The following is a 13460-nucleotide window of genomic DNA, read 5'->3' as shown; positions in this document are numbered from 1 at the left end:
TTTGAAGAAAAGAGTGTTTAAAATCAATTTAAGCGGGAATTAAATTACTTTCCACTGCACGAAGCCACTTTATAGCATCTTTTTCAGAGTTAAAAATCTTACTTGGTTTTTTTGGTTTGCTAATCTTTAAATAAAAATTCGCAGTAATGCGTTGTGCGGTTGATTTCACTACCATGGCATCTGCAATTGTATACATTAGACCTTCATCACCTGCCGAAAAAGCCATGGCTTCTTTGCTAAATTGAGCTATTTCATCTGCCAACATTAAAACGAGTATTTCTTTTCCTTTAGATAAAACGCCTACAGCGTTGTTCATCTCTTTAGCCTCCTTTTCACCAATTGGCGCACCACCAAAGATTTCAATTCGAACTAATTTTGAATCCAATAATTGGAGTTTTGAATGGTTAAATTTTATTTCTTGTAGCACTTGCATGGACGAATATAGCCAATAAATAATTCCAAAAATCTAAAATTTTAGCTAAATTGTTTTAGATTTAATTTTTAGTCTGTAAGCCGCATTATTAAATGGATTTAGGAGAATTTTTAGAAGTATTTTAGCCACCTGATTTGTCTGTTTTTGGCCTTGTAATTTCCATACCAATTACACAAAGGATACATTAAAATTATCAAGCAAATCCAATAAATATAAATGTAAGGTAAATGCAATCCAACACCCGAATCAGGTCTTCCAAATTGCATAATCCCAAAAGGCATATCTTTCCATTCAACACCTTGAATACGAATCATCACAAACATAGAAATATGAATGATGTACCAATGCAGAATATAAAAAAACATAGGTACTCTGCCGTAAACAACAAAAATTCGCATAAAGCGATTGTTTTTATTGTCAGCCAACCACATAATAAAAAACATAATAGATAAAGTAGCGCATGCATATAATAAGGATGGCGGGTATTTAGTAAGATTAATAAAGGAGAAGAATGAATTGATAAATGTTGATTGTACAGACCATGGATTTTGATCTCCATATAAATTAAAACTGCGTAGGAGAATAAAAGTAAAGAGACTTATAAGTGCTAATAACACAAGTATTCTGGAACGTTTTTCATTGCTTAGAGAAAAAACCTTTCCGAAACTAAAACCACATAATAAAATTCCTAGCCAAGGGACAATGGCATAACCAATCATTAACGCGCGGTCATCGCCAAGTTTAAAAAATCCACGATCAAACAACAGGCTCCAAACAAAACCAAGAGCTGTTCCCTTATCAATATGCACCAAAGGTGTGAGGTTGTGAAAAATAAGAATACACACACCTAGAACACCTAGATACTTCGCGTGAATTTTTAAAAGAAAAGATAAAATAAGGAAGCCGGCGCCTATTGCAAAAATTACTTGAAACAAAAAAGTTCGAAAATAAATATCAAACCAAACACCAAAGCCAACGACTGTAATTTCTAAAAACATAAGTAATAAACCTCTGCTACGCAAAAACTGTTTTGTTTTGGCAAGATGGTTTTGATTTATTAAAGTAAGATAAGCTGAGGTACCTGCAAGAAAAACAAAAACGGGAGCGCAAATATGTGTTATCCAACGTGTCATGAAAAGAGCCGGACTAGAAGTGTTGAGATCAAGTGGATCGTTGATTAAAGCTGTTGTATGTAAAAGATCGCGAATATGATCAATCGCCATAATAGCGATAACTAAACCACGCATAAAATCAATTGAAATAATTCGCGAGTTGAGGTTTGGTTTTTCCATTCTTATAAATATAATGAATTTGAATCTTGAACGGATTATAAAATCATTTACTACTTTTAAACAAGGCTAAGAAAATAATGGAAAAACAATTGAATGAAAAAGAAATTGCAAAATTCATAGTTGGAAAATCAGAATTCAGCCTTGTTTTATTAAATCACTTTGTAAAAAAATTTAATAAAGTTGGCGAAATAAAGCTGCATGCAACCAAAACAATGATAGGTGTATCTAATGAAAAAAGACGGATTGCCTGGATAACGCAAATAGGGAAAAATTTTATTCACGTAGTGTTTCCTTTTAAAGAATCTTATAGCGACAATTTGTGTTTCTGGAGAATAGCGCAGGTGCCTGGAGATAACCTTCAATTTAATCATCATTTTAGAATGCTCTATACCGAAGATGTAAACGAAGAACTGTTATATTTTATGAAGTTAGCTTGCGCTTCATAAAGTGTAATTAGCCTTATTTTGTTGGTATTACGGTTAAAACACAAGCCTTTAATGGTTTAAATTCCTAGCCTTTTTTAGTATATTTACGTACTAAAATTATTAGCATGATTGAGACAGGGACAAAGAGTACCCATTTAATGGAATTAGAAGATACTTTCGGAGCACACAATTACCATCCTATTCCGGTTGTATTAGATAGGGGGGAGGGTGTTTACGTTTGGGATGTTGACGGAAAAAAGTACTTCGATTTTTTGGCTGCGTATAGTGCGGTAAACCAAGGACATTGTCATCCCCGTATTATCAAAGCCTTAACTACGCAAGCTCAAAAACTTACGTTAACATCTCGTGCGTTTTATAATTCGGTTTTGGGTGAATACGAAAAATACATTACTTCTTATTTTGGTTACGATAAAGTTTTACCAATGAATACAGGTGTTGAAGGTGGTGAAACGGCTTTAAAATTAGCGCGTCGTTGGGCCTATGATGTTAAAGGTGTTAAAGAAAATCAAGCAAAAATGGTTTTCGCAAAAGGAAATTTTTGGGGAAGAACTTTAGCTGCAATTTCTGCAAGCAGCGATCCAAGCAGTACGAATGGTTTCGGGCCTTTTTTACCAGGCTATGAATTAGTAGAGTACAATGACCTTGCAGCTTTGGAGGCATCTATTAAAGATCCGAATACTGCGGCTTTTATGGTAGAGCCAATACAAGGTGAAGCGGGAGTTGTTGTGCCAAATGAAGGGTATTTGAAAGGCGTAAGAGCTCTTTGTGATAAGTATAACGTCTTGTTTATTGCCGACGAAGTGCAAACCGGTTTAGCAAGAACGGGAAAAATGTTAGCTTGCGATCACGAAGATGTAAAACCAGACATTTTAATTTTAGGCAAGGCATTAAGCGGAGGTTTGTTACCAGTTAGTGCCGTGTTAGCAAACGATGAAGTTATGTTAACTATTAAGCCGGGTGAGCATGGAAGTACCTATGGTGGAAATCCATTAGCTTGTGCCGTTGCCATGGAAGCATTAAAAGTTTTAAAAGACGAAAAGCTTGCTGAAAACTCAGAAAAACTTGGAATTATTTTTCGCGAGGAAATGAATAAACTAGTTAAGGAAACGGATATTGTTACTTTAGTGCGAGGAAGAGGTTTATTCAATGCCATCGTAATAAAAGAAAAAAATGGCAAAACGGCTTGGGATGTGTGTGTGAAGTTTGCAGAGAATGGACTTTTAGCGAAACCTACACATGGAGATATTATTCGTTTTGCGCCACCACTTGTTATTACCAAAGAGCAATTAATGGAATGTGTTGCTATTATTAGAAAAGTTATTTTATCCTTCGATTAATTTAAATGGTAAGCTATAATCCGAAAGATTGGTTCAAACTTATCGTTCAATTTCATAAGTCGGATACCTTTCGTATTCTGTTTCCTACTATGAGCCTTTTGGGTATTGTAACCTGGGCGGTTTGTTTTATTGAAAAAAAATATTTGGATTTAGAGATTCCAACCTTAACAATTTTTCATCAAATAGCAGGTTTTATAATTTCAATGGTATTGGTTTTCAGAATCAATACTGCTTACGACCGTTGGTGGGAAGGTCGCAAACTTTGGGGGGCTTTGGTTAACAATACCAGAAATCTTGCTATTAAGTTAAATGCGTTGGTGTCAAAAAGTGATATAGCCTCCCGATCTCAATTACATAGCCTCATCAGCAATTTTCCATTCGCTTTAAAAGAGCATTTAAGAAATAGAAATACTCTAGAGGATATAAAATTTAGTCCCGTATTAACGGAAGAAAATTTTAAAAAAGTTTCGCATAAGCCAAATTACATAGCTCGCCAACTAACAGAATACTGTCTGGAAATCACAAAAAAAAATTCTCACACACAAAACGATTATTTGGTACTCAGTGAAAACTTAAATCAATTCACTGATATTTGTGGGGCTTGCGAGCGAATTAAAAACACTCCAATTCCATATTCATATAGTATTTTTATAAAGAAAATGATTTTTCTTTATATTATTACGATGCCAGTTTCTTTTGGATTGACCATTGGGTACTGGTCAATACCCATTGTAATGATAATGTTTTACGCTTTTGCATCACTCGAATTAATTAGTGAAGAAATTGAAGATCCTTTTGGAACAGACTCTAACGATTTACCAACAGATGAATTGTCTGTTAAGATAAAAGAAAACGTACGTGAAATATTATTAGGAGATGAAGATTAGTTACGATTATACGCATACAGGTGATTTTGAAATGAAGGTCACTACTTTTTTCGGATTGGAAGAAATTCTTGCAAAAGAGCTATTGCAATTAGGAGGCAAAGACATTACTGAATTCAAACGTGGCGTTTCGGTTGTAGGTGATATTGGTTTTTTATATAAGGCTAATCTTTGTTTGCACACAGCATTAAAAGTTATTGTTCCAATCGCAAAATTTGAGGCGAATAACGAACAGGAGTTATACGATAACATTAAATTAATCGACTGGGAACGTTTTATTTCGAATAGTGATACCTTAATGGTGGAAAGTGTTCTTAACTCTGAGAATTTTACACACAGCCAGTTTGTATCGCAAAAAGTGAAAGATGGAATTGTTGACCGTTTCCGTGATAAAACTGGTAGTCGACCCGATGTAGATTTATTACACCCTGCTTTTAAATTGTATGTACATATTTATAAGAACGAAGTCTCGTTAAACATTGATAGTAGTGGGGATCCTTTATACAAGCGTGGTTACCGTTCCGATATTAATGAAGCACCAATGAAAGAGGTTCTTGCTGCGGGTTTAGTAAAATTAAGCGGTTGGGAAAAACATCATCTTTTAGTGGATGGTATGTGTGGTGCGGGCACTATTGCTATTGAAGCAGCTCTTTGGGCAAACAATATTCCTCCAGGTTATTATAGAAATGAATTTGGTTTTATGCGCTGGCGAAATTTTGATGAGAAAACATATGATACCATCTACGAAAGTAGTATCAACAAAATTAGAAACGATAAGGTAGAAATTATCGCGAACGACATTGATTTCCCTACACTTAAAAAGGCAAAGATTAATACAAAAAACGCAAAGGTAGATGATGTAATTACTTGTACTCAAGAATCGTTTTTCGATATAACGCCTCCAAGACAAGCAGGCGTTGTAATTTTGAATCCGCCTTATGGGGAAAGAATACCTGTTGCTGAAATAGAAAACCTCTATAAAGAAATCGGAAACAAGCTTAAAAAAGATTTTAAAGGATTTAATGCCTGGATAATCACAAGTAGTCCTGAGGCTATAAAAAGTATAGGATTACGGCCTTCAAGACGTATACATGTTTTTAATGGGTCTTTAGAATGCAGGTACTTAAAATTTGAATTGTACGATGGAAGTAAAAAAGCTTCCAAGAATCCAGATACAATGACAAGAAAGTAAATTACAGAAGAGATTAAAATACTTTAAATTTCTTAAACAATTCTTCTCTTTTGCGAACAGATACTGGAATAAAAATGCCATTACAAAGCTCTACCTGCGATGTTTCACGGGAGTATGAGACAATAGACTCTAAATTCACTAAGTAAGAATGATGTGTACGAACAAAAGTATCGGTCATGGCATATTCAAATTCTTTTAAGTTTTTATACGAGGTGTAGTGTGATTTATTTATTACATGAATTTCTGAATATTTTCCGAGCGCTTTAATAAATAAAATATCTTTTTTATTTAAAGCTTTACACTGATTCTTAAAGTTGATCATAATGGCACTTTCCTCAAAGACACTCGTTCTTGGGTAGTCACTACCAGAACTTGGTTTTTTTGATGTTTCTTGTTTTCCTGCAAGTTTTACAATCCTTGATAGAGCAATTTTCATTTCATTTAAGTCAACTGGCTTAAGAAGATAATCGATAACACTATGCTTAATAGCTTGTATGGCATGTTCTTTTCGGTTAGTAACTACAACTACATGAACGAAATCTTTTATTTCTTTTAAAACTTCAAAGCCCATTCCGTCTTTTAATTCGATTTCTAAAAATATAACATCGTAATCAGTGCTTTCAATTAAGAGTTTAGACGCAGAAACGGTTCCGGCTTCATCAATTTTTTTTATTACTGGAAAACTTTTTTCTAAAAGTGTTTTAAGATAAAGACGGTTAATCTTGTTATCGTCAATTATTAAGGCTTTCATTAATTTAAGGGTATTTAGGTATGTCAAAACTATTCATTTAAAGAATAAGTAAACAACGATTTAGATCAATTACAGATTTATCAAGTATTCACTAATACTCACAGTTGCTCTTCTATTGCTACAGATATTGCTCTAAATCAGAATATTATAGATAGATTTTTACGGTGAAACAGAGTGAATATCCTTACTTAAACAGCCGTAATAATCGACGGATTTTTAAATTGTCCGAATAGGACTATGAATAAACGAAAAGAATTAAAGACTGTAGCATTTAAAGCTAATTCAAAGCTCTGGTTTTATAAATGGAGAATGCTATTATGATCGAAAATCAATTATAGGTATCGAAAAAGATTCGCGTGTTACTGGTGAATTAATCATTAGCGAACTTTATAAAATATAATCGTATAGAAGAAATATTCCTTTAAGATCCTTTAATTAGTACACCGTTTTCCATTACTGGCACTACAGGGCACTGATTAGAGCTTAAGCAGTAACGGATATCACGTTCGAGGTTTAGTTTTTCTAATCTGTTTCGGTGCGAAGAATTGGCTAAGAATCCGTATAGGTCGTGCTTTGCAATTTTATACAATTCCATTGCGGCAATGGCAGAGTCGCAGTTAGAGCTAAAGTCGTATTTGTGAATTAACTCCTCAGCCACAGCACCAGCATAAAGTGTATCTTCAAGATTAAATTTGTTTTTCCAGCCTGCACATAAAAAAACAATATCTCTATTTTCTTTTTTAAGAAAAGCAATTACGGCATCAAGATTTAAGAAGCTTCCAATTATTACCTTATGTGCATCTTTTGCTGCTTCAATCGCTTGGGTGCCATTCGTAGTAGTTATTGCAATTGTTTTGCCTTTTAACTTGGAACTCATATAACCAAACGGACTGTTCCCTAAATCAAATCCTTCTACGATTTCTGCATTCCGCTCGGCTGCTACTAAAAATCCATCATTCTTATATTTTTGCGCTTCTTCAATTGTAGATACCGGAATCATTTTAGCAACTCCGTTAAAAAAAGCGGTAGTGATTGCAGAAGACGCCCGCAAAATATCAATAACAACAACAACAGAATCGGGATTGTGAAATAGAGGGTAGGCCTGGGGACTAAAACAAACTTCGATATTCATATTCAGTTTTTATAGATGAATAATCATTCCTTTAAGTGCACGACAGAAGAATGCTTATTTCTCTAACAAACATAACATTTTTATTGATTATTCTGAAATTCTTATTTTTATACTTCCAGTTTCCAATTCAGAATTGTTATAACAAAGTAAATACGTGTGTTTGTACAAGATTATTAAATGAACTTGAACATTTAAAAATTAAAAGTTTGTATAATTATTTGTGCTTAAAAAAACATAAATTTAAGCCATGATAGATTTCATTAAATCAAAGATTCAGACCTCGATTGATCTGAAAACATCTTTATTATCTAACACAGCTTTACTTTCTTTGATCGACGCTATTGTTCAGGACATTTGCTCAAGCTATAAGCAGGGAGGAAAAGTTCTTTGGTGCGGAAATGGAGGCAGTGCAGCCGACTGCCAGCATTTAGCGGCTGAATTAAGTGGCAGGTTTTATTACGACCGCCCACCTTTATTTTCAGAAGCCTTACACGTAAATACAAGCTATACAACGGCTGTTGCAAATGATTATAGTTACGATGTTATATATAGTCGCTTAGTTGAAGCCATGGGTAAAAAGGGAGATATTCTTTTTGGTCTTAGTACTAGCGGCAACAGTGCAAACGTTGTTAAAGCTTTTGAAAAAGCGAATGAACTGGGTGTAATTACTATTGGGTTTACTGGAGAAACGGGAGGGAAAATGAAAGACTTGTGCAAATACTTGATTAATATTCCAAGTAAAGATACCCCTAGGATACAAGAGTGTCATATGCTTTTAGGACATACAATTTGTGAGATGGTTGAAATGAATTTATTTCCTAAGAAATAATTCAGAATGCTTCGAACCGCTATCATACTCGCCGGAGGATTTGGCACACGCCTACAAAGCGTTGTCTCTGATTTACCAAAGCCAATGGCACCAATCAATCAGCATCCCTTTCTCAATTATCAATTAAATTATTTAAAGCACTATGGTATAAAAAATATAATTCTTTCGGTTGGATATCTTTCAGATAAAATAAAGGAATATTACAAATCGGAGTACAATGGACTTCAAATTAAATATGTAGTTGAAGAGATAGCTCTGGGAACAGGTGGCGGCATTCGTCTCGGGATGGAAAGCTGCAAGGACGACTATGCTTTGGTGCTCAACGGTGATTCTTTATTTGATGTGGATATTCACGAGTTTTTTAGATTACATGTAAACGAATTATCGCAATTTTCTATTGCCCTTAGAAAAGTCGAAAACGCTTCTCGTTACGGTGCCATAGAAACAGATAAAAATGACCGAATTATTTCCTTTAAAGAAAAGGTGAACGTTGAAAGTAAAGGTCTTATAAACGGAGGAGTTTATATTTTGAATAAAGAAGTATATCTAAAAACAAATCCCTCAAATACCAATTTCTCGATTGAAAAAGATTTTTTCGAAAAACAACTTAATAAACTTAAAATAAAAGGATTTGAATTTAATGGCTATTTCATTGATATTGGAGTGCCAGAGGATTACAAAAAAGCGCAAGATGACTTTAAAGAATTTAAATATAGATAGAAGTTGGACTCTTTTTTTAGATCGCGATGGCGTTATAAATAAAAAGCTGGAGAACGACTACGTGAAACATTGGATTGAGTTCGAATTTTTAGAGGGGAGTATTGACGCTATTAAATATTTAAGTTCTGTGTTTGGGAAATTAGTTATCGTTACCAATCAACAGGGAATTGGCAAACGTCTTTATAGAGTTGAGGATTTGGAGCTCATTCATAAAAACATGCTCTATGAAATTGCATATCACGGAGGAAAAATTGATAAAGTTTATTTTTCACCTTATTTAAATGCTGAAAATCATCCAACACGTAAACCTGGTATTGGAATGGCCTTGAATGCTCAAAAAGATTTTCCAGAAATAGATTTTAAAAAAAGCATTATTATTGGTGATAGCATGAGTGATATGGAGTTTGGAAGAACAGCAGGCATGAAAACTATTTTCATATCCGAAGAAAAAAAAGAAGACTTAAAAATAGATTTTCATTTTAAGTCATTAAATGACTTAGTTATAAATTTACAAAACGCGCATTGAAAATTTCTATCATAACAATTACTTTTAATTCTGAGTCCACCATCGAACAAACTATTCGTTCGGTGATTGAACAAACATATAAGAACATTGAATACATCATTGTAGATGGAGGGTCAACTGACAACACATTAAACGTCATTGAAAAATATAAACCTAACATTCATAAAATTGTTTCGGAAAGTGACAATGGTTTGTATGACGCGTTAAATAAGGGAATTGAAATGGCTACCGGTGATGTTATTGGTATGATACATTCTGATGATTTTTATATTGATAATAATGTTATTCAAAAATATGCCGATTGTTTTTTAAAAAATAAGTCTGATTCTGTATACAGCGATTTGTATTACGTGGATAAAACAAATGCTGATAAAATAATTCGTAAATGGAAGAGTGGAGAATACAAAGCTGGTTCTTTCATCAACGGTTGGATGCCTCCACACCCAACTTTTTTTGTAAAAAGGGAAATCTATCAAAAACTCGGAAAATTTAATATCCAGTTTAAAAGTGCTGCTGATTACGAATTGATGTTGCGGTTCATAAAAAAAAACAAAATAAGCATTTCTTATTTACCAGAGTACACTGTGAAAATGCGTGTTGGAGGTAAGAGTAATGTAAGTGTATTAAATCGGTTTAAGGCCAATATGGAAGACCGTAAAGCCTGGGAAGAAAATGGCCTTAAGCCAAGGTTTTATACCTTGTACTTAAAGCCATTGCGTAAAATATTACAGTTTTTTTAGTTCTTGATTATCTTGCTGGTTTTAATTGTTTTACCAGTCTCATCTTGTATGCTTAACACATAGATGCCATTAACGAAATCAGCAATATTTATTTTTTCTTCAGAATTATAAAGTTCCTTGGTAAGCGTTACACGCCCTAATGCATCACATATAATTAGTTTAGAATATACATTAACTCCCTTAATCATTAAGTTATCCTGAACAGGACTTGGATAAATCTGAACAGAACTACTTGAAAGAACTGAATTTGAAACGCTGGTACATTCTTCAACAATTAATGTTGATTCAACAGTACTGCTGCATGAGTAAGCATCGGTATACTTATAAGATACACTGTACGTTCCAGCGCCATTGGAAGCACTAAACATAGAACCAGTTACTGTATTGCCAATGTATGCACCTCCACTTGGCGTGCCTTGCAAATCAATAACATCTCCAACACAAACCGGACTATCTGGAGCGGTCATCGTTACAGATGGTGCTGGATGAACTGAAACTGAAACTGGAACCCTGGTACTTGCGCATTCTTCTTTAGATATTTTCCAATCGTAGAAAAAATAGTATGCATTGGTACCCGTGCTAGAGTTAGTTATTTCTGCCGCACCACCAATGTTGTATGGAAATGTGACACCTGTATTTGTTCTGTATAAACTAGACGCTGAGGCACTATTTAACCCGAGTTTATAATTAGTTCCAGGGGTAAGGTTATAATTTAAGATTACTGTTGTTGTACCGATACCAATATTTACAGTAGTTGTGTATAATACCACATTAGAAGCATTTTTTAATTCAATTACGCGGTCTGAAATAGATTGGGATTTAACAACAACTGAATTTAGAATGCTATTTTGAAATACGTTAAAGAGGAGATAATTTGTATTTACATTTGAATAACCACCACCTGTGAACGATGAGAGACCTCCATAAACAGGAGCGAGTGTAATTGTATTGGCAGCATAAAATGTAGTAGATGTTGATAAACCAGAAGTGGCAAAGGGACTACCAACGCCTAGTTCTGTTCCACCAGTTGCACTATCATACCATTTTAAGGTAGCGTTTCCTGAGCCAACTAATGTGATAGGAGTATTCTCGCAAGCTACTGCGGAAGATGTCACAAGGGGACTAGCAATTGGCCCGTTAACAACAATAAAAGCAGTTTTTGTTATACTATCAAGAGCACTAGCACAACCAGTGGCTTTTAGTTTTACAGCATAAACCCCTACCGCTGAGTAGGTATGAACGGCGTTAGTTGTGCTAGCAGTGGCACCATCGCCAAAACTCCAATTATATGTAAAGCCATTTGTTGTGGTGTTATTGAATGTAACGTTGGCAGGGGCTGAACAAAAGTTTGTAATGTTAGATGTGAAATTAGGTCCAACAAGTCCAGTGATATAATTCGCACCAACACCTACAGCATACCAAGCTTTCGTAGTCTGTATAAGCTCATTACTACAGCTTCCAAAAAGATCTATAGCTGCCTGTATGGTTAATTGTCTTGCCATTGCATAATTGGTAGTAGGAGTATAATATACCGTTAATGCCCTAAATGCAATTTTCGCTGCGCTGGTTATTCCAATTCCACTCACTGAGTATGCGTTTGATAAATCATTCGTTCCTGAACCTCCACTTGTGAGTAAGTAAAACCAAAAGTTACTCACGCCACTGTTTGTATGAACGCCGCCATTATCCGCTGTACCGTTGTAATAGTATGTGCCACCGTAGGTGTCGGGATCGCCATAAGCATTTGGGTTTGACATACTTCTTAATCCATTGCCATTATTAGTGATATCTTCACCAATTTTCCAGTTCCAATTGCTAGGTCGTCCGAAGTTTTCGATAGCCGTTCCAAAAATATCCGAATAACTCTCGTTCAGAGCACCTGATTCATTGCTGTATACCATAGCCCCGGTGTTTGACGTTAAACCATGAGTAATTTCATGCCCACAAACATCCAATGCGGTAAAAATTTTCATAGACCCACTTGAATTGCCATCGCCGTACGTCATGCGCTGACCATCCCAAAAAGCATTCGCGTAATTTGTTTGGTAGTGTACGTAACTATAAAGTTTGAAACCATTATTGTTTATACTATTTCTATTATGCTGCAGAAGATAGTAGTCGTATGTTTTTTCTGCACCCCAATGGGCATCAGTTGCAGCCTGGTCAAAACCTGTGGTAGTCCAACTTGTACTTGAATTTGTAAAGTCAGTAGCAGTTAAATAACTGCTACTATTGTGCAAATTATAGGTTTCTATGCCTTGACCTCTTTGTGTTTCTCTTAAACGGTAAAGCGATCCGGTATAGTCTACCGTGAATGTTTGCGGACCACTAAATTTGGTGTTACAGGTAGCAGGAACATCTGTGGTACAAATTAAATTCTGTTCATCGAGAATCATCCCGGTGGACGCATCAACAAATACATTTGCACGGTATAGTGGATCTTCTGCATAAATATTAAACTGATAAGCGTTAAAGTTAATTCCTTCTTTTTCAAAAACAACTTTTGAACCATGCGGATAATAGCTAAAATTTGGTTCGTTAAGAATAGTCCGCATATGCTCTTCTTCGGCTTTGTTGTCCCATTTATATTTTTTTGCATTTACCTTCGAAAGTGCATAGGTTAACGCCTTTTTTTCTGAAATAGAAAAGTTATTTTTAGCTATGGCAGGTGCATAAAGATCGCCATTAAGTGAAACTAATTTGTTATTTAAAAAATGCGCTATGATTACTTTGTTTGAAATTAGAATGCCATTTTGAAATATTGAAAATTTTATGTTCGTGAAACCTAATTCATCTTTTTCTTTTTTAAGAGCAACCACTTTGTTTAGTCCATTATTAAAAATATGCTGATTGATAAATTCGGAAATTGTGGTTTCATTAAGAGTATTATTTTCTTGAAAACGAATAAAATTAATTTTATTTTCAGAAGTATAAGTTACGTTTTCCGCGTAAGGAATAATCTTTGAAAAAGTCTGTCCAAAAAGAACATTAGACAGAAAAGCAATGCAAACGGTAATGATGGTTTTTTTCATGTGTATTAAAATCAATCTTGCAATATAATGAGTCGGCAATGAATACCCAATCCTTTTTAAAATATAATTATAAAACAGCTAAAAAATTAACAGTATTCTACTAAAACGCTTCCAAATACGGCAAGCTAAGCGAGTCGGTATAGTTT

The 13460-nt window shown here is 34.5% G+C and carries 13 protein-coding genes; 8 read left to right on the top strand and 5 right to left on the bottom strand.

Annotated elements, in window-relative coordinates; translation table 11 throughout:
* Positions 1–28: 28 nt before the first annotated feature.
* Together P2086_RS00855 and P2086_RS00850 are read right to left on the bottom strand one after the other, a co-directional pair.
* Positions 29–385: a DUF7793 family protein gene (locus P2086_RS00855; protein ID WP_317898530.1), complete on the bottom strand. Its 357-nt coding sequence runs from the start codon at positions 383–385 to the stop codon at positions 29–31.
* A 158-nt stretch (positions 386–543) separates the two neighbouring features.
* Complete coding sequence (locus tag P2086_RS00850) at positions 544–1725, bottom strand: acetyltransferase domain-containing protein (protein ID WP_317898529.1); 1182 nt, start codon at positions 1723–1725, stop codon at positions 544–546.
* 77 nt (positions 1726–1802) lie between these two features.
* On the opposite strand from P2086_RS00850, the gene P2086_RS00845 reads away from it, so the two are divergent.
* The 4 genes from P2086_RS00845 (at position 1803) to P2086_RS00830 (ending at position 5584) form a co-directional block, all read left to right on the top strand.
* Positions 1803–2171: a hypothetical protein gene (locus tag P2086_RS00845; RefSeq protein ID WP_317898528.1), complete on the top strand. Its 369-nt coding sequence runs from the start codon at positions 1803–1805 to the stop codon at positions 2169–2171.
* Between the two features lie 104 nt (positions 2172–2275).
* Positions 2276–3508: an ornithine--oxo-acid transaminase gene (gene rocD / locus P2086_RS00840; RefSeq protein ID WP_317898527.1), complete on the top strand. Its 1233-nt coding sequence runs from the start codon at positions 2276–2278 to the stop codon at positions 3506–3508.
* Positions 3509–3513: 5 nt separating this feature from the next.
* Positions 3514–4395, top strand: coding sequence for a bestrophin family protein (locus P2086_RS00835; protein ID WP_317898526.1), 882 nt, complete (start codon positions 3514–3516; stop codon positions 4393–4395).
* A complete protein-coding gene (locus P2086_RS00830) occupies positions 4385–5584 on the top strand; it encodes a THUMP domain-containing class I SAM-dependent RNA methyltransferase (protein ID WP_317898525.1) in 1200 nt (399 codons plus the stop codon). The genes P2086_RS00835 and P2086_RS00830 overlap by 11 nt, the downstream gene beginning before the upstream one ends.
* A 13-nt stretch (positions 5585–5597) precedes the next feature.
* Here P2086_RS00830 and P2086_RS00825 read toward each other — a convergent pair whose 3' ends face one another.
* Both P2086_RS00825 and P2086_RS00820 read right to left on the bottom strand, forming a co-directional pair.
* Positions 5598–6335 carry a LytR/AlgR family response regulator transcription factor gene (locus tag P2086_RS00825; protein WP_317898524.1) on the bottom strand — a complete coding sequence of 246 codons (738 nt, stop codon included), beginning with the start codon at positions 6333–6335 and terminating at the stop codon, positions 5598–5600.
* Positions 6336–6756: 421 nt separating this feature from the next.
* Complete coding sequence (locus P2086_RS00820) at positions 6757–7467, bottom strand: 2-phosphosulfolactate phosphatase (protein ID WP_317898523.1); 711 nt, start codon at positions 7465–7467, stop codon at positions 6757–6759.
* A 247-nt stretch (positions 7468–7714) separates the two neighbouring features.
* Between P2086_RS00820 and P2086_RS00815 the strand changes: the two genes are divergently transcribed.
* Genes P2086_RS00815 through P2086_RS00800 form a run of 4 tightly spaced genes read left to right on the top strand, consistent with a single transcriptional unit; the run spans position 7715 to position 10282 of the window.
* Entirely contained in the window at positions 7715–8296 is a 582-nt protein-coding gene (locus P2086_RS00815; RefSeq protein ID WP_317898522.1) for a D-sedoheptulose-7-phosphate isomerase, read from the top strand.
* A gap of 6 nt (positions 8297–8302) precedes the next feature.
* On the top strand, positions 8303–9016 hold the full coding sequence (locus P2086_RS00810; protein WP_317898521.1) for a nucleotidyltransferase family protein: 714 nt from the start codon (positions 8303–8305) through the stop codon (positions 9014–9016).
* On the top strand, positions 8988–9542 hold the full coding sequence (locus P2086_RS00805; RefSeq protein ID WP_317898520.1) for a D-glycero-alpha-D-manno-heptose-1,7-bisphosphate 7-phosphatase: 555 nt from the start codon (positions 8988–8990) through the stop codon (positions 9540–9542). The genes P2086_RS00810 and P2086_RS00805 overlap by 29 nt, the downstream gene beginning before the upstream one ends.
* Entirely contained in the window at positions 9539–10282 is a 744-nt protein-coding gene (locus P2086_RS00800) for a glycosyltransferase family 2 protein (RefSeq protein ID WP_317898519.1), read from the top strand. The genes P2086_RS00805 and P2086_RS00800 overlap by 4 nt, the downstream gene beginning before the upstream one ends.
* On the opposite strand, the gene P2086_RS00795 is transcribed toward P2086_RS00800, so the two are convergent.
* A complete protein-coding gene (locus tag P2086_RS00795; RefSeq protein WP_317898518.1) occupies positions 10279–13314 on the bottom strand; it encodes a M4 family metallopeptidase in 3036 nt (1011 codons plus the stop codon). The genes P2086_RS00800 and P2086_RS00795 overlap by 4 nt on opposite strands.
* Positions 13315–13460 lie beyond the last annotated feature (146 nt).

Origin of the sequence: Aurantibacillus circumpalustris (assembly GCF_029625215.1) — a bacterium.
In the GTDB taxonomy this organism is placed as follows: Bacteria; Bacteroidota; Bacteroidia; order B-17B0; family Aurantibacillaceae; genus Aurantibacillus; species Aurantibacillus circumpalustris.
This window is presented reverse-complemented; position numbering and strand designations above follow the sequence as displayed.